The sequence below is a fragment of the Amycolatopsis sp. 2-15 genome (assembly GCF_030285625.1).
Lineage (GTDB): Bacteria > Actinomycetota > Actinomycetes > Mycobacteriales > Pseudonocardiaceae > Amycolatopsis > Amycolatopsis carbonis.
This window is the reverse complement of the sequence record NZ_CP127294.1, coordinates 7,768,882-7,785,628: the sequence shown is the minus strand read 5'-3', so window position 1 is coordinate 7,785,628 and position 16,747 is coordinate 7,768,882. Positions and strand designations below refer to the sequence as shown.

At 71.1% G+C, this 16,747-nt stretch carries 15 protein-coding genes; 12 read left to right on the top strand and 3 right to left on the bottom strand.

Going from position 1 to position 16,747, the window contains the following annotated elements; all coding sequences use genetic code 11:
* Nucleotides 1–3: 3 nt before the first annotated feature.
* Genes QRX50_RS38505 through QRX50_RS38485 form a run of 5 tightly spaced genes read left to right on the top strand, consistent with a single transcriptional unit; the run spans nucleotide 4 to nucleotide 4,121 of the window.
* Nucleotides 4–552, top strand: coding sequence for a YceI family protein (locus tag QRX50_RS38505; protein WP_285967987.1), 549 nt, complete (start codon nucleotides 4–6; stop codon nucleotides 550–552).
* Nucleotides 552–1,679 (top strand): NAD(P)-dependent alcohol dehydrogenase, encoded by a 1,128-nt coding sequence (locus QRX50_RS38500; RefSeq protein WP_285967986.1) that lies wholly within the window; start codon nucleotides 552–554, stop codon nucleotides 1,677–1,679. Before QRX50_RS38505 ends, QRX50_RS38500 begins: the two co-directional genes overlap by 1 nt.
* The gene (locus tag QRX50_RS38495) at nucleotides 1,676–2,575 is read left to right on the top strand and encodes an alpha/beta hydrolase fold domain-containing protein (RefSeq protein ID WP_285967985.1); all 900 of its coding nucleotides are present in this window, start codon (nucleotides 1,676–1,678) and stop codon (nucleotides 2,573–2,575) included. The genes QRX50_RS38500 and QRX50_RS38495 overlap by 4 nt, the downstream gene beginning before the upstream one ends.
* Nucleotides 2,572–3,480, top strand: coding sequence for an LLM class flavin-dependent oxidoreductase (locus QRX50_RS38490; RefSeq protein ID WP_285967984.1), 909 nt, complete (start codon nucleotides 2,572–2,574; stop codon nucleotides 3,478–3,480). Before QRX50_RS38495 ends, QRX50_RS38490 begins: the two co-directional genes overlap by 4 nt.
* Before the next feature lie 29 nt (nucleotides 3,481–3,509).
* Nucleotides 3,510–4,121: a hypothetical protein gene (locus QRX50_RS38485; RefSeq protein ID WP_285967983.1), complete on the top strand. Its 612-nt coding sequence runs from the start codon at nucleotides 3,510–3,512 to the stop codon at nucleotides 4,119–4,121.
* Nucleotides 4,122–4,176: 55 nt separating this feature from the next.
* Here QRX50_RS38485 and QRX50_RS38480 read toward each other — a convergent pair whose 3' ends face one another.
* Both QRX50_RS38480 and QRX50_RS38475 read right to left on the bottom strand, forming a co-directional pair.
* Nucleotides 4,177–5,433, bottom strand: a complete 1,257-nt coding sequence (locus QRX50_RS38480) for an MFS transporter (protein ID WP_285967982.1) — start codon at nucleotides 5,431–5,433, stop codon at nucleotides 4,177–4,179.
* A 176-nt stretch (nucleotides 5,434–5,609) separates the two neighbouring features.
* Nucleotides 5,610–6,527: a substrate-binding domain-containing protein gene (locus QRX50_RS38475; RefSeq protein WP_285967981.1), complete on the bottom strand. Its 918-nt coding sequence runs from the start codon at nucleotides 6,525–6,527 to the stop codon at nucleotides 5,610–5,612.
* A gap of 137 nt (nucleotides 6,528–6,664) precedes the next feature.
* Between QRX50_RS38475 and QRX50_RS38470 the strand changes: the two genes are divergently transcribed.
* From QRX50_RS38470 to QRX50_RS38455, 4 genes are read left to right on the top strand one after another with little or no spacing between them, the layout of a single operon-like run.
* A complete protein-coding gene (locus QRX50_RS38470; protein ID WP_285967980.1) occupies nucleotides 6,665–7,612 on the top strand; it encodes an NAD(P)-dependent oxidoreductase in 948 nt (315 codons plus the stop codon).
* Entirely contained in the window at nucleotides 7,605–8,849 is a 1,245-nt protein-coding gene (locus tag QRX50_RS38465) for a M24 family metallopeptidase (RefSeq protein WP_285967979.1), read from the top strand. The genes QRX50_RS38470 and QRX50_RS38465 overlap by 8 nt, the downstream gene beginning before the upstream one ends.
* Nucleotides 8,850–8,858: 9 nt before the next feature.
* Nucleotides 8,859–10,292 (top strand): NAD-dependent succinate-semialdehyde dehydrogenase, encoded by a 1,434-nt coding sequence (locus tag QRX50_RS38460; protein ID WP_285967978.1) that lies wholly within the window; start codon nucleotides 8,859–8,861, stop codon nucleotides 10,290–10,292.
* A 25-nt stretch (nucleotides 10,293–10,317) separates the two neighbouring features.
* Nucleotides 10,318–11,325 (top strand): LacI family DNA-binding transcriptional regulator, encoded by a 1,008-nt coding sequence (locus tag QRX50_RS38455; protein WP_285967977.1) that lies wholly within the window; start codon nucleotides 10,318–10,320, stop codon nucleotides 11,323–11,325.
* Between the two features lie 204 nt (nucleotides 11,326–11,529).
* Here QRX50_RS38455 and QRX50_RS38450 read toward each other — a convergent pair whose 3' ends face one another.
* Entirely contained in the window at nucleotides 11,530–12,894 is a 1,365-nt protein-coding gene (locus QRX50_RS38450) for an amidohydrolase family protein (protein ID WP_285967976.1), read from the bottom strand.
* Nucleotides 12,895–13,057: 163 nt separating this feature from the next.
* On the opposite strand from QRX50_RS38450, the gene QRX50_RS38445 reads away from it, so the two are divergent.
* The 3 genes from QRX50_RS38445 to QRX50_RS38435 all read left to right on the top strand — a co-directional run bounded on the left by QRX50_RS38445 (nucleotide 13,058) and on the right by QRX50_RS38435 (nucleotide 16,746).
* The gene (locus QRX50_RS38445; protein WP_285967975.1) at nucleotides 13,058–14,581 is read left to right on the top strand and encodes an aldehyde dehydrogenase family protein; all 1,524 of its coding nucleotides are present in this window, start codon (nucleotides 13,058–13,060) and stop codon (nucleotides 14,579–14,581) included.
* A gap of 177 nt (nucleotides 14,582–14,758) precedes the next feature.
* Nucleotides 14,759–15,658 carry an LLM class flavin-dependent oxidoreductase gene (locus QRX50_RS38440; RefSeq protein ID WP_285967974.1) on the top strand — a complete coding sequence of 300 codons (900 nt, stop codon included), beginning with the start codon at nucleotides 14,759–14,761 and terminating at the stop codon, nucleotides 15,656–15,658.
* Between the two features lie 137 nt (nucleotides 15,659–15,795).
* Nucleotides 15,796–16,746 carry a hypothetical protein gene (locus tag QRX50_RS38435; RefSeq protein WP_285967973.1) on the top strand — a complete coding sequence of 317 codons (951 nt, stop codon included), beginning with the start codon at nucleotides 15,796–15,798 and terminating at the stop codon, nucleotides 16,744–16,746.
* The last annotated feature ends 1 nt before the right edge of the window (nucleotide 16,747 follow it).

Below are 16,747 nucleotides of genomic sequence, written 5' to 3'. Positions count from 1 at the left end.
ACGATGAGCATCGAGATCAAGGCCGGCCGCTACGAGATCGACCCGGTGCACTCCTCGATCGAGTTCTCCACGCGCTTCGTCGCCGCCCGCGTGCGCGGCACGTTCGGCGCCTTCTCCGGCACCGTCGAGGTCGCCGAGGACCTGGCCAAGTCGTCGGTGACGGCGGCCATCGACACCGCGTCGCTGCAGACCGGCACCGAGGCGCGCGACGAGCACCTGCGCACCGCGGACTACTTCGACGTCGCCAACCACCCGGAGGCGACCTTCGCGTCCACCGGACTGGAGGCCGACGGCGACCGGTACACCCTGCGCGGCGACCTCACGATCCGCGGCACGACGCTGCCGGTCGCGCTCGACCTGTACTTCACCGGCGACGGCGTGGACCACTACGGCAACTTCCGGGTCGGCTTCCGGGCCACCACGCGGATTTCGCGCTCCGCGTTCGGTGTCGCCGGCAACGTGTCCCAGCCCGGCGGGCCGCTGCTCATGGGCGACGCGACCGAGCTGACGCTGCAGATCCAGGCGACCGCTCCGGCCGGCGAGGAGTCCTGATGCCCACGACCACCTCCGCGATGACCGTTGCCTCGGCGGGGGCGCCGTTCACGCGGCGTTCACTGGAGCTGGCCGACCCGGCGCCGGACGAGGTCCTGGTGCGGATCGAGGCGGTCGGCATGTGCCACGCCGACCTCGCCGTGCGGGCGGGGGAGTTCCCCTTCCCGCTGCCGGGGGTGGCCGGGCACGAGGGTGCCGGCATCGTCGAGCAGGTCGGCTCGGCCGTGACCTCGGTGAAGCCGGGGGACCGGGTCATGCTGACCTTCGACTCCTGCGGCCACTGCGAGGGCTGCGTCTCCGGTCTGCCGTCGCAGTGCGTGGAATTCCTGCCGCGCAACTTCACCAACGGCGCCCGGCCCGACGGCAGCCCGAGCCTGCACGACGGTGACGAGATCGTGCACGGCAACTTCTTCGGCCAGTCCTCGTTCGCCACCTACGCCCTGGCCCGTGTGCGCAACACCGTCCTGGTGCCCGAGGTGGCCGCCGACGTGCCTTCGTCGGTGCTCGCACCGCTGGGCTGCGGCATCCAGACCGGCGCGGGCGCGGTGCTCAACGTGCTGCAGCCGGGTGCCGCGTCCACGGTGGCCGTGTTCGGGGCCGGCGTGGTCGGGCTTTCGGCGGTGATGGCGGCCGCGCTGCTGCCGATCGAGCAGCTGATCGTGGTCGATGTGCTGGAGTCGCGGCTCGAATTGGCCCGTGAGCTCGGCGCGACCGCCGTGGTCAACTCCCGCACCGCCGACCCGATCGAGGCGATCCGGGACCTCACCGGTGGCGGTGCCGGCCACGTCGTCGAGAGCAGCGGCGTGCCGGCGGTGCTGGTGCAGGCCATCACGAGCCTGCGCGGCGGCGGTTCGGCCGCGGTCGTCGGCGTGCCGCCGTTCGGGGTCACCGCGCCGATCGACGTGGCCGATGTGGTCAACAACAGCAAGCGCGTGATCGGCGTGGTCGAAGGGCAGAGCAACCCGCCGACCTTCCTGCCGGTGCTGGCCACGCTCACGGCCACCGGGCAGCTGCCCGTCGAGCGGCTCGTGACCACATTCGCACTGGGCGAGGTCGAACAGGCGGCCGAGGCCATGAAGAACGGCACCGCGACCAAACCTGTGCTGCTGCCGCAGGAGAACGAATGATCTCACTCAGCGCCGAGCTCGCCAAGGCGCACCACCTGCTGGCGACGATGGGCGAGCACATGCCCGTCGACGACCGGCCGGAACACGTGCGGCACCGGGACGCCTACCGGCGTTGGAGCGAGCAGTTCCCCGTCCCCGACGACGCGCTCGTCACCGCGGCCCCGGGCTTCCCGGGGCTCGCGGTGACCACGCCGGCCTCCGTGGCCGGCCGGGCGCTGCTGTACTTCCACGGCGGTGGTTACACCGAAGGTTCGGCGTACAACCACCGGGAAGTGGGTGCCCGGCTGGCCACCGCCTCGCGGGGCACCGTCTACCTGCCGGACTACCCGCTGGCGCCCGAGCACCGCTTCCCCGCGGCGCTCGACGCGGCGGTGGCGGCCTACCGGGCGCTGCTCGACACGGTGCCGGCGACCCGGATCGCCGTCGGCGGCGACTCCGCCGGCGGCGGGCTGTCGCTGGCGTTGCTGTTGAAGCTCAAGGACCTGGCCCTGCCGCTGCCCGCGGCGGCGGTGCCGGTGTCGCCGTGGACGGATCTGACGGTCTCCGCGCCCTCGTTCGCCGAGCGCGCCGACCGCGACCCGTTCGTAAGCCGGGAAGCGCTGCGCGGCTTCGCGGCCGGTTACCTCGGCGACCACGACCCACGGGACCCGTTCGCGTCGCCGCTGTTCGGCGACCTCACGGGGCTGCCGCCGCTGCACCTCGAAGTCGGCACCGAAGAGGTCATGATCGACGACTCGCGCCGCTTCCACGAGCGCGCGCTGGCGGCAGGCGTGGCTTCGGAGCTGGTCGAGACCAAGGGCGCCCCGCACATCTGGCAGCACTTCGTATCGTTCCTCCCCGAGGCGGCGGCGTCGGTCGACCGCATCGGCGCATTCGTCCGGGAGCACGTGGCATGAGCAAGGACCTGCAGTTCGGTGTCTCGCTGACACCGATCGACGACGTGGTGGGAAACCGCCAGTTCGCCCGCGCGGCGGAAGCGGCCGGGCTGGACCTGATCGGGATCCAGGACCACCCGTACGTGCCGAGTTGCCTCGACACGTTCGTCCTCGCCGGCGATCTGCTGGCGCACACGAGCAAGATCAGCGTCTTCCCGGACGTGGCGAACCTGCCACTGCGGCCGCCGGCGTTGCTGGCGAAGACGGCGGCGGCGCTGGACCTGGTGTCCGGCGGCCGGTTCGAGCTGGCGCTCGGCGCCGGCGGCTACTGGGACGCGATCACCCGGCTCGGGGTGTCGCGGCGGACTCCCGCCGAGGCCAACGTCGCGCTGGAGGAAGCGATCACGGTGCTGCGCGCGCTGTGGGCCGACGGCGGCAAGCCGATCCGGTTCGACGGCGAGTACTACAAGGTCGCCGGGGCCCACCCGGGCCCGGCGCCGGCGCACCCCATCGAGATCTGGACCGGCTCGCAGGGACCGAAGGCGCTCGCGCTGACGGGCCGGATCGCCGACGGGTGGGCGGCGCCGATCGCCTCCTACCTGCCCTACGAGAAGTGGGCCGAGGCCAACCGCATCATCGACGACGCGGCCGAGGCGGCGGGCCGGAATCCCTGGGCGGTCCGCCGGATCGCGCAGGTGGTCGGCACGATCACCGCGAACCCCGGGCGGCTGCGCGTCGACGAGGGCGCCGACCCCGTGCGGGGCACGGCGCGGCAATGGGCGCAGCTGCTGGCCCGCCTCGGCGAAGAACAGCCGTTCACGACGTTCGTGTTCTGGCCTGAGGAGCAGGCGATCGACCAGGTCGAGTCCTTCGCTCGGGAAGTGGCACCCGAGGTGCGGCTGCTGTTGGACGCACAACCCGCTTGAGAAACTCTCTTTCCCTGAAAGGACAACCGATGGACCACGAAGCGATCATCACCCAAGCGTGGGACGCGCCGGGCAGCACCACGGCGAAGCTGACGCCGGTGCGGGTGAACGAGGTGCTGCGCGAGCGCTACGAGGTGACCCCGCCGTTCCAGTACACCGGCACCGACCTGTGGGACATGGAAAAGCGCAAGGCGGCGGCGCCGGACGTGTACATCCCGACGGTCGTGAAGCCCGGCAGCGCCGAGAAGTTCCCGAGTGTCCACAACGGGCAGTTCGAGGACTTCACCCGTGTATCGCAGCAGCGGCGCTGGGCCGACCCCGACAACTACGACCTGATCATCGAGCACGTCCGCCTCGACCACGAGAGCCGGCGGGCGTTCTTCGTCGGCGCGGAGCGCTTCGAGGCGCCCGACGGCCGGGTGTTCACCGCCGGCACCGGGCAGCCGATCTTCCACGTCGAGCACTCCGTCGGCGGTTCGGAAGAGGACCCGCTCAACATGTGGCGAATCGTCTTCCTGACCGAGCAGGAGCAGCCGGAGCTGGCCGCGGCCTTCAACATGTACGAGAACGACCCGTACCTGCGGGTGTTCATCGAGGTGCACCTCGAGAAGCAGCTGGGGCGCGAGCTCGTCCGCCGATGAGTCCTTTTCGGACGCCGGCCACGCGCCTGCGGGCGCGTGGCCGGCGTCCGTGCGTTCAGCGGTCGCGGCGCGGATCGAGGAGCTTGCGGGAGTCGATGAACCACAACGGGATCAGCGTCGCCAGCGGCAGGATGGTCAGCTGCCACAACGCGGCGCCGTGCCAGCCCAGCGAGCCGACGAGCGATGCGAAGATGAGCCCGGAGAACGCGGCCGCCACGTAGTAGAACGAGACGAACATCCCGGCTGCGCGGCCGACGTAGTGGGGCCGCACCGCGCGCTGCATGGTGGCGTTGAGCGTGGTGAACAGCGAGCCCGCCACGAACACGGCCAGGACGAAGGACCACGTGTACTGCCAGGCGTGGCTCGCGGAGCCGTTGAAGACCAGCCACGCGCTCACGGCCACCCCCGCGTAGGTGATGAGCAGGATCGTGCGTGGGTTGAACCGGTCGGCGAGCCAGCCGGTGAGGATCGACGTCGCGGCGCCGGCGCCGACCACACTCGTGGCGAGGGCGGCCTCGGACGCGGTGTAGTGCAGCTGCTGGCGCAGGTACGTCGGATACAGGCCGAGGTAGCCGTAGAACACGAGCCCGCCGGCGATGCAGGCGAGGCACAGCATCGCGGTGTTGCGGTTGAAGGGCGAGCTCGGCACGTGGTCGGTCGGGATCTCGGCGCCGCGCACCACACCGGCGTCGAGGTCGGTCACGTCGCGCCGGACCAGCAGTCCGATGAGGACGGTCAGGACCAGGCCCGCGATGCCGTAGAACAGGAACGGCGTGTGCCAGCCCCCGAAGTTCTGCGCGATGGCGGTGCCGACCAGCGGGCCGAGGAACACGCCGGTACCGAACACCGCGCCCAGCACGCCGAAGGCGAACGACCGGCGCAGCACGAAGAACGAGCCGACCACCGCGTACAGCGCGGTCGCCTGCATGCCCTCGCCGGCGCCGGAGATCAGCCGGTAGACGGCCATGTCCGCGAAGCCGGAGGCGAGCGGCGTGGCGAGGGTGCCGGCGGAGTAGAAGAAGACGCTGATCACGAGCACCGTCTTGCGGGGCAGCTTCTCGACGAGGTACCCGGCGGGCAGACCCGCCAGGGCGATGCCGAGGGTGAAGCCGGTCGCGAGGAGCCCGCCCTGCGAGAGGCTGAAGCCGTGCTCGGCGCTGATCTCCGGGAGCAGCGGGTAGAACACCTGCCGGTCCATGGCGTTGATCAGGTAGGAGAGGACGAGCAGCGTCCAGCCGGTGATCGACACGGCGAGCGGAACCCGGCGTGCCTTCGGGACCTGGGGCGCGGTGGTTCTCTGAGAGCTTTTCATGGGGGAGCCTTCCCGGGCGCCGGAGACGAGCGTCACAGCTGCGATCGATTGCAGCAATGTAGGCGGCGGATGGCCTGAGGTCAATGTTGATCAACTGCCAGATGCGGAAGGTTTGCAGCTAGGACGGCTCGATAGCCGGGTTTTCAATGCTGCGACGCGATGACAAACGATCGCAGTCACGCTTCATTCTGTGGGAGGAGTGAGGCGTCGACCAGGCCGCTTCGCAACGCCTCTTCCGCGGTGACCGGCGTCGCGGCGCGGGAGTGCCGGTTGCGCAGGTGGACGACGGTGTCGAGCTCCGCGCGGGTCAGTCGGGCGTCGGAGACCAGGCCCACCGCGGGATCGGTCAGGATCGCCAGGTGGCGTTCGGCGCTCGGGCCTGTCAGTCCGAGGCGGTCGGCCACCGCGGCCAGCGCGACCTCCCGGTGCCGGCCCGCGGCCAGCTCCCCGGCCACGGCGGAGGTGACCGTGAGCAGGGCGGCGAGGGCTGCGCCGTGCGCGGCGATCCCGTCGGCGGTGGCACACAGAACGGTCCCGGCGTACGGGCCGATCTCGGTGACCGACGCGACGCGCCGGGCGCCCCGGGCTTCGGCGACGAGGTCGTTGCCGGCATTGAGCACGGTGGTGTCCACGGTGCCCTCGACCAGGGCCCGCGCGCGTTTCGGGGTGGAGCCGAGGCTGACGACCTCGTAGTCGCTGTCGCGGGCCAGGCCGGCGCGCGCCAGGAGCTCGAACGCGATGAAGGCGAAGCCCGACCCGGGCACGTCGACGCCGAGCCGGCCGCCGCGCGCGGGTCCGGCGACGCCGGGCGCGGTGAACAGGCCCAGCCCCAGGCCGCGGTCGACCGCGCCGAGGATCCGCACGTCGCCGGTCCGGCCCAGCGGGTTGCCGGGGACGCAGCGGTAGGCCAGCACGTTGTCCGGGTTGGTGAACGCGGCGTCGAGGCGGCTTTCGAAGAGGTCCTCGAACTGGTGGGCCGACGTTTTCGCCGGCACTTCCGTGACCTCGAGCCCGGCCTCGGCCAGGGCGCCGGTGGCGGAGGCGACCGACAGGAGGACCGAGGGGCTGAAGGTGCCCAGCTTGATCGAAGGCACGGGGCGCCGCCTTTCCTGGCTCGTCCGGGGAGGTCGGCTGCGGACGTTCGCAGCTCGACTTTCTTTTCGCTACTTGACGGATCCTAGCTGGCACCGCATGATGGTTGCAAACGATTGCAGCTACGGAGGTACATGTCATGGTGACCCACACCGACCGACCCACGATCGGCTGGATCGGCACAGGCCGCATGGGTGCGGCGCTGGTGCGCCGGTTGCTCGCGGCCGGTTACGACGTCGCAGTCTGCAACCGCACCCGCGCCAAGGCCGAAGAGCTGGTCGCCGACGGAGCGACAGTGGTCGACCGTCCGGTGGACCTCGCCGGTCGCGACGTGGTGTTCACCATGGTGTCGGCTTCGGCCGACCTCCAGCACGTGACGTCGGGCGACGGGGGCCTGTTCACGGACCCGGCGCAGGCGCCGAAGATCGTGATCGACTCGTCCACGGTCTCCGCCGAAGGCTCGGCCGCCGTCCGCGTGGAGGCGGCGAAGCGCGGCACCGAGTTGCTGGCCGCGCCGGTGAGCGGCAACCCGAAGGTGGTGAGCTCGGGGAAGCTGACGCTCGCGATCTCCGGCCCGCGCCCGGTGTTCGACGAGGTGCGCCCGATGCTGGAGGTGCTCGGCCGCGGCGTGACCTACGTCGGTGAGGACGAGGTGGCGCGCCTGGTGAAGATCTGCCACAACGTCTTCCTCGGCGTGGTGATCCAGTCGCTGGCCGAGATCACGGTGCTGGCGGAGAAGGGCGGTGTGACGCGCGAGGCGTTCATGGCCTTCCTCAACGACTCCGTGATGGGCTCGGTCTTTTCCCGCTACAAGACGCCGGCCCTGGTGAACCTCGACTTCACGCCCACGTTCACGATGCCGTTGCTGCGCAAGGACTTCGACCTCGGTCTCGCCGCCGCCCGTGAGCTGGAAGCGCCGATGCCGGTGGCCTCGGCGACCGCGCAGATCGTGGCCGGCGCGATCGGCGCCGGGTTGGTGGAGCAGGACTTCGCCGTGCTCGTCGAGGAGCAGGCCCGGCGCTCGGGGATCACCCTGGTGTCCGAGAACGCCGACGTGACCGACGGTCTGGAGCCCACCGATGTTTGACGGTCGGCCGATCCCGGCTCCGGGTCACAACGCGGTCGACTTCGAAGAGCGCGTGGACTTCGCCCGGCTGCGCGACTACCGCCTCGCCCGGGCGCGGGCCTCGCTCGACGCGGGCGAGTGCGGCGCGTTCCTGCTGTTCGACTTCTACAACATCCGCTACACCACGCAGACGTGGATCGGCGGCGCGCTCGGCGACAAGATGACCCGCTACGCGCTGCTGACCCGCGACGGCGAGCCGATGCTGTGGGACTTCGGTTCCGCCGCGAAGCACCACCAGCTGTACTCGCCGTGGCTCGAGCCGGAGAACTGCCGCGCCGGCATGCTCGGCCTGCGTGGCGCGATCTCGCCCGAGGCGGGCCTGATGCGTGACGCCGTGACGCAGATCAAGGACCTGCTCACGCAGGCCGGCGTCGCCGATTCACCGGTGGGCGTGGACATCGTGGAGCCGCCGTTCCTGTTCGAGATGCAGCGGCAGGGGTTGACGGTGGTCGACGCGCAGCAGGCGATGCTCGACGCGCGGGAGATCAAGTCGTCCGACGAGATCACGTTGCTCTCGCAGGCCGCGGCGATGGTCGACGGCGTGTACCAGGACATCGTCGAGGCGCTGAAGCCCGGTGTGCGCGAGAACGAGATCGTCGCGCTGGCCAACAAACGGCTGTACGAAATGGGTTCCGACCAGGTCGAGGCGATCAACGCCGTGTCGGGGGAGCGGTGCAACCCGCACCCGCACAACTTCTCCGACCGGCTCATCCGGCCCGGGGACCAGGCGTTCTTCGACATCATCCAGTCCTACAACGGCTATCGCACGTGTTACTACCGCACGTTCAGCGTCGGCAGTGCCACCGATGTGCAGCGCGGCGCGTACCGGCAGGCGCGCGAGTGGATGGACGCGGCGATCGAAGCGGTCAAGCCGGGGATCGGGACCGACGACGTCGCCCGGGTCTGGCCGGCCGCCACGGAGTTCGGCTTCGCGAACGAGATGGCCGCGTTCGGCCTGCAGTTCGGCCACGGGCTCGGGCTGGGGCTGCACGAGCGGCCGATCATCTCCCGGCTCAACAGCCTCGACAACCCCGTCGAGATCCGCCCCGGGATGGTGTTCGCGCTCGAGACGTACTGCCCGGCCACCGACGGCTTCTCCGCCGCGCGCATCGAAGAGGAAGTCGTGGTCACCGAGACCGGCGTCGAGGTGCTGACGAAGTTCCCGGCGCAGGACCTGTTCGTCGCCAACCCGTACTGAGGAGCCACTGTGAAGGTCCCCGAAGAGTTGTTCATCGGCGGTGAGTGGCGGCCCTCGTCCGACGGGTCCCGCATCACCGTGATCGACCCGGCCACGGCCGAGCCCATCACCACGGTCGCGAACGGCAGCGTCGAGGACGGCCTGGCCGCCGTCGACGCCGCTGCGGCCGCGCTGCCCGCGTGGGGTGCGACCGCGCCCCGGGCGCGCGCCGACGTGCTGCAGCGTGCGTTCACGCTGATGCACGAGCGCGCCGAGGAGCTCGCCGAGCTGATCGTGCGGGAGAACGGCAAGGCGCTGCCCGACGCGCGGGGCGAGGTGAACTACGCCGCCGAGTTCTTCCGTTGGTACGCCGAGGAAACCGTGCGCGTGGCGGGCACCGTGCAGACCGCGCCGGGCGGCGCCAACCGCATCCTGGTGCTGCGGCAGCCGATCGGCGTGAGCGTGCTCGTGACGCCGTGGAACTTCCCGGCCGCCATGGCCACGCGCAAGATCGCGCCCGCGCTCGGCGCCGGCTGCACCGTGATCCTCAAGCCGGCGTCGGAAACCCCGCTCACCGCGCTCGCGATCGCCGCCATCCTCGAAGAGGCCGGCGCGCCGGCGGGCACGGTGAACGTGGTCCCGTCCACGCGGTCCGGCAAGGTGGTCGGGGCGATGGTCCACGACCCGCGCGTGCGGAAGCTGTCGTTCACCGGGTCGACGGAGGTCGGCCGAGCGCTGCTGCACGTGGCCGCGGACACCGTGGTCAGCACGTCGATGGAGCTGGGCGGCAACGCGCCGTTCCTGGTCTTCGACGACGCCGACCTCGACGCGGCGGTCGAGGGTGCGATGGTCGCCAAGATGCGCAACGGCGGCCAGGCCTGCACGGCGGCCAACCGGTTCTTCGTGCAGCGCGGCGTGGCCGCCGAGTTCGGCCGGCGGCTGGCTGAGCGGATGGGCGCGCTGCGCGTCGGCCCGGGCACCGACGCCGGGATCGAGCTCGGCCCGCTCGTCAACGAAGCCGCCGTCGACAAGGTGACCGAGCTGGTCGACGGGGCCGTCGGCGCCGGCGCCCGTGTGCTGGTCGGGGGAAAACGCCCGGAGGGAACGGGGTTCTACTACCCGGCGACCGTCCTGGCCGACGTCCCGGCGGGCGCGCCGGTGCTCGCGGAGGAGATCTTCGGCCCGGTGGCGCCGATCGTCACGTTCGACACCGAGGACGAGGTCGTCCGGCTGGCCAACGACACCGAGCACGGCCTGGTGTCCTACGTGTACACCCGCGACCTGGCGCGCGGCCTGCGGCTTTCGGAGGCGCTGGAGTCGGGGATGGTCGGGCTCAACCGTGGTCTGGTCTCCGAGCCGGCCGCGCCGTTCGGCGGCGTGAAGCAGAGCGGGCTCGGCCGCGAGGGCGGGCACGAGGGTCTGCTGGAGTACACGGAGTCCAAGTACGTCGCCGTCTCTTGGTGACGTCCGGTCACTCTATGCTGGCACGATGAACAGGCCGCCGACGATCAAGGACGTCGCCGAGCGGGCGGGGGTGCACGCCGCGACCGCGAGCCGGGCGCTCAACCCCGCCACCCGCGGGATGGTCAACGCGCGGACGGCGAGCCGGGTCGCCGAGGCCGCCCGCGCCCTGGGCTACGCGCCCAACTCCGCCGCGCGCAGCCTGCGCACGCGCACGTCGTCGGTCGCCGGGGTCATCATCCCGGACCTGCGCAACCCGGTGTTCCCGCCGATCGTCCGCGGTATCGAGGACGGTCTGCGGGACGCCGGGTACATGGCCCTCGTCGGCAACACAGACGGCGACCCGGACCGCGAGCGCGAGCTGGTCACCGCCATGCGCGGCCGCCAGATCGACGGCTTCATCCTGGCCACCAGCCGCCGTTCCGACGAGCTGACGTCCTCGGTGCCCACGGTGCTCGTCAATCGCCGCACCGACAACGGCGGCATCCCGTCGGTCACCGCCGACAACGCCGCGGGCATCCACCTGCTCGTGCGCCACCTCACCGACCTCGGCCACACGCGCATCGGCCACGTCGCCGGCCCGCGCGACCTCTCCACCGGCTGGGAGCGCTACCGCGGCTACCTCGACGCCACGACGTCCCTGGGCCTCGAGGCGGCCACCGACGCGGTCGAGTTCGCCGGCGCGTTCACCGAAACCGCGGGCCACGCCGCGACCCTGCGCCTGCTCGCCGCGCACCCCTCGCTGACCGCGGTGCTCGCCGGCAACGACCTCATCGCCCTCGGCTGCTACTCCGCCCTGGCCGAACTCGGCCGCACCGTCCCCGGCGACGTCTCCGTGACGGGCTTCAACGACATGCCGTTCGTCGATCGCCAGCGCCCCTCGCTGACCACCGTGCGCATCCCGCACTACGACATCGGCCGCGAAGCCGCCCGCCTGCTGCTGGAACGCATCGCCTCCCCGACGGCGCCCGCGAAACGCGTGGTCCTCCCGGTCGAACTGGTCCGCCGCGACTCGACGGCCGCGGCGCAGAGCTAGCCACCCGCTTCTGCTGCGGCGCAATGAAAGCCTGCCGGCACGGCGATCACCGCTCTGGCGCCGGTCAGCGTCGGCGGAACGCATCGATCCCGCCGAGCGCACGGGGGCGCCGTGAGGAAACCTGTGAATCAGGCTGATCTGCAAGAAAACCCCGGTCCGACAGCGAGGAACCGTTGTCGGCCCGGGGGTTTCGCCTCGAGGGACTCAGTCCTGCGGCAGCAGCCCCGCCCGCCGGCCCAGCGCGCGGGCCCGGTCACCGGCCCGGCGCATCAGATCCGTCACGTGCAGCTCGTCCACCCGGGTGAACCGGCCGTCGTCCAGCAGCTGCTCACCGTTCACGAAGACATGCTTCGCGTCCGTCCCCCGAGCCGCGTGGACGAACGTCGTCAGGGGGCGGTGCACCGGCCCCGCGTGCAGGGTGTCGAGGTCGAAGACCGCGATGTCCGCGGCGTAGCCCGGCCGCAACGAACCGAGGTACTTGTCCGCGCGGACGGCGTAAGCGCTGTCTTCGGTGGCCATCGTCACGAGCTTGCCGAGGTCGATCGAGCCGGGGTGTTCGTGGAGCTGGTTCTGCAGAAGGCGGGTCCACTTGAGCTGCTCGACCATGTCGTTGGTGAGGTCGACCATCGGGCCGTCGGTGCCGAGGGCGACGCGGATGTCGTTGTCCAGCATGTGTTTCACCGGTGTGATGCCGGCGCCGCGGGCGGCTTCGGAGCTCGGAGTGTGCGCGACGGTGCTGCGCGAGGCCGCGATGAGGTCGAGGTCGTTGCCGCGCGGGTGGATGGTGTGCGCGAGGATCCAGCGGTCGTCGAGGACGCCGAGGCGGTGCAGGAACTGCACGTCGGTGCGGCCGGTTTCCAGCACCCACTTGAGGTAACCCTCGTCGCGCGACATGGTGCCGCCCGCGATGTGCGAGGTGACGAACGTGTCCTTCTCCACGGCGAGCTCGTGGCCGCCCACCACCATCTCCTCGGAGCTCGTGCCGAGCGCGACCCAGTGGGCCGTCGCCTCGAGCACGAAGCCGACGCGGATCCGGCCCTCGGCGGCGCCGTCCCACTTCTCGAACGACTCGCGCGCGCCGGCGTAGTCGTCGCGCGCGTCGTGCGGGCGGATGACCTTCGCGAAGAACTGGCGGACCCCGGCGTCGGCCACGGGTCCCAGGATCGCCTCCTCGTCGGCGATCGTCGTCTCGTTCACGAGGTGGTTGACGGAGCTGGTGGTCCCGCCGCGCAGCATGTCGAGCGCGGCGAGCTCACTGGCCACCCGCAGGTCGTCCACGTCGAGGTTGTCCTTGAGCGGCACGAGGCAGCCGGTGATCCACTGCTCCAGCAGCACGTCGCAGCCGAGCCCCTTGCCGTAGAGGTACCAGTCGTGCTGGTGGGCGTTGACCAGCCCCGGCAGCACGATCGAACCCGTCGTGTCCACGACGCGGTCCACACCCTCCCGGCTCACCGACCCCACCGGGCCGAGCTCGGCGATGGTCGTCCCGTCGATCAGGAGGTCTCCTCCGCCGAGAAGTTCCGGGCGACCCGGCGCGACGACCGCGCCTCCGCTGAGCAAAGTCCTCATCCGACTGCCTCCTGCCGAACTGTGCCTCATTGCGAAACCTGCAAGACCGGCCCGCATGGCCGCAAACGATTGCAATATCGTAAGAGCTGAGTAGTCTGTGGTCAATGGCAGCTTCGGCTGTGTTCCACCGCAAACGTTCACAGTCCACCGAAGGGATCTCACGATGTCCGACGCCCTGGAACCCGTCCTTCCGGCCGACGGCCGTGGCCCGCTGCCGCGTGCCCGCTGGGGCTCGTTCATCGGCGGCAGCTGGGTGACGCCCGAAGACGCGCCGGCCTTCACCGTTCTCGAGCCGGCCACCGGGGGCCGGCTCGCCGACGTGGTGGAAGCGAGCGACGACGTCGTCGAGCAGGCCGTCCGCGACGCTCGCCGGGCGTACGAGGGGGCGTGGGGCCGCCTCACTCCGCGCGAGCGCAGCGGGCTGCTGCGCAAGGTTGCGGCCCTGATCCGGGAGCACGCCGAGGAGCTGGCCGAGCTCGAGGCCCGTGAGGTCGGCAAACCGGTACGCGACGCGCGGCGGTTCGACGTGGCGTTCAGCTCCGCCGGGTTCGACTACTTCAGCGGCCTCGCCGAGACGCTCCACGGCGAGGTGCTGGACCAGGGACCCATCGAAGCGCGCGTGCACTACGAGCCCTACGGGGTCGTGGCCGCGATCCTGCCGTTCAACTGGCCGCCGATGCACTTCACCAAGAAGACCGCACCGGCGCTGGCCGCGGGCAACACCGTGGTCATCAAGCCGGGGGAGCAGGCGCCGCTGGCCGTGCTGCGGCTCGTGGAGATCGTGAACCAGGTCCTGCCGCCGGGTGTCGTGAACGCCGTGTCGGGGATGTCCGCGGGCCCCGCGCTCGCCGGGCACCCCACCGTCGAGCGGATCACCTTCACCGGCGCGACCAAGACCGGCCAGGCCGTGCTGCGCACCGCCGCCGAGAACCTCACCTTCGCCACGATGGAGCTCGGCGGCAAGAACGCCCTGATCGTGCTCGACGACGCCGACCTGGAGGTCGCCGTCACCGTGGCGATCGAGGGCATGTTCTACAACCAGGGCGAGGCCTGCACGTCCACCGCGCGGATCGTCGTGCACCGGTCGTTGCACGACGAGTTCGTGGAGAGGTTCGTGGCCGCGACCGCGAAGCTGCAGGTCGGCGACGGGCTCGACAAGGCCACCGACATCGGTGCGATGGTCGACGCGCGCCAGCAGCAGAAGGTGCTCGGCTACATCGACACCGCGGTGAAGGAAGGCGCGAAGATCGTCTTCCAGGCCGAGCTTCCGGACGACGCGCGCCTGGCCGGCGGCTTCTGGGTCCCGCCGACCGTGCTCACGGGCGTGCAGCCCGACCACACCGTCGCGCAGGAGGAGATCTTCGGCCCGGTCGCATCGATCATGGTCCACGACACCGATGAAGAAGCCGTGCGCATCGCCAACGGCACCGCGTACGGGCTCACGGCCGCGCTCATCACGCGCGATCACTTCCGCGCCTCGAACCTGGCGCGCGACCTGCAGGCCGGCATGGTCTTCGTGAACAACTACGTCCGCCGCTCCTTCCTCGGCTCGCCGTTCGGCGGCGTGAAGGGAAGCGGGTTCGGCCGGGAGAACGCCGCCGAGACCCTGCACGAGTTCGTGCGGGCCAAGAACGTGCGGTTCCCGTCGGGCCGCGGGCCGATCCCCGTGTGGCCGCCGGTCGACTGACGCCGATCGGCTCCGAGCGTAACCGCTGGACGTGATCGACAGGGAGGTTCGGCGCCGCCACCCGCGCCGGACCTCCTGATCCGATCTCGGCGGAAAACGATCCACCGCCGAATGGCGTCGCGCGCCGGATCTCGGCATCATCATTGACGGTAATGTCTATTGCTTGACGGGAGCGCTTTGCGCGACGACCTGCTGTTCGGCGTTGCGCTGACGCCCACCACCGATCTGGCGGCCGACCGCGCCTTCGCCGCGGCCGCGGACGAGGGCGGCCTCGACCTCCTCGGAATCCAGGACGCGCCGTTCGCGCCGGACCAGCTGGACACGTTCGTGCTGGCCGGAGACCTGCTGGCGCACACGGACAAGATCAGCGTCTTCCCGGACGTCGCGAGCCTGCCGCTGCGGCCGCCGGCACTGCTGGCGAAGACCGCGGCTGCCCTGGACATCGTGTCCGGCGGCCGGTTCGAGCTGGCGCTCGGCGCGGGTGGCTATTGGGACGCGATCACGCAGCTCGGAGTGCCGCGCCGCAGTCCGCGCGAGTCGAACGTCGCACTGGAGGAGGCGGTCACCATCCTTCGCGCGCTCTGGGCCGACGGTGGCCCGGCGGTGCGGGTCGAGGGCGAGTTCTACTCCGTCGCGGGTGCGCACCCGGGTCCGGCGCCCGTGCACCCCATCGAGATCTGGGTCGGCGCACAGGGCCCGAAGTCCCTCGCGCTGACCGGCCGGATCGCCGACGGGTGGGCCGCCCCGATCGCCACCTACCTGCCCTACGAGAAGTGGGCCGAGGCCAACCGCGTCATCGACGACGCGGCGGTTGCGGCGGGCCGGAACCCGCGGGCCGTGCGCCGGATCGCCCAGATCGTCGGCACGGTCACCGAAACTCCCGGCCGGCCGCGACTGGAGCAGGGTGCAGACCCCGTGCGGGGCACCGCGCCGGAATGGGCCGTGCTGCTGGCGAAACTCGGCGGCGAACTGCCCTACACCGGGTTCCTCTTCATGCCCGAAGACAATTCCCCCGCTCAGGTCACCGCATTCGCCCGTGACGTGGTGCCGGAGGCCCGGCGACTGCTCGCGCGGTGAGGTCCACAGTGGAATTCCCGGGCCGGACAAACGAGTGGACAGAAAAGGCCACACATCCGATGTTTGGTTGACCCGGCTCGCTCGTTCGCCCAGTGTGGTCGGCGACAACTGCACGAGCGTCCGGAAGGCGATGAAGGATGACCGACGCGGGTTCTCTGTCCAGACGCGGTTTTCTGGTCGCCACGGGTGGGGTGGCCGCCGTCGCGGCGCTGCCCCGCACCGCGGTGGCTGCCGCCGCGCGGCCCCAACCGGTGGACTCCGTCGATCCGATCATCGGATCTGTCGCCACGGCCGCCGACACGGCGTGCGGTAAGACATTCCCGGGCGCGGTCGCGCCGTTCGGCCTGGTCCAGCTGAGCCCGGACACGGTCTCCGGCGGTGACAACGGCAGCGGCTACTCGGCCGAGATGACCACGATCGAAGGCTTCAGCTTCCTGCACATGTCGGGCGTCGGCTGCTACGGCGACCTCGGCAACCTCCAGGTGCTCCCGCAGACCGGCCCGCTCGTGACCGGGCGCGACGAGGCGAAGAGCCCGTACCGCACGGAAACCGAGACCGCGCGCGCCGGTTACTACGCCGTGGAGCTCGACCGCTACCGCGTGCGCGCCGAGCTCACCGCCACCGAGCGGGCCGGGCTGCTGCGCTTCACCTTCCACGACGCCGGCACCGGCCGCGTCAAGGTCGACCTCACCCGCCGCATCGGCCCGGACGGCTCGCACTCGATCGCGCAGCACGTGCGGCAGGTCGACGCCACCACCGTCGAAGGCTGGGTCCGCTGCGACCACACGGGCGGCGGGTGGGGCTGCGGCGCGCAGAGCCCGGCCTACACCGTGTACTTCACGATGGAGTTCCACCAGCCGATCGCCGTGTTCGGCACCTGGGACGGCACCGACGTCCGCACCGACCTGGCGCAGCGTGACGGCACCCAGCTCGGCTTCTTCGCCGAGTTCCCCGTCCGCGCCGGCCAGCAGGTGCCAGTGCGCGCGGGCGTGTCGTTCGTCGACCTCGACGGCTCCCGCCGCAACCTGCGCCACGACCTGCCGAGCTGGAGCTTCGACGCCGTGGCCACCGGGGCCCGTCGCACGTAGG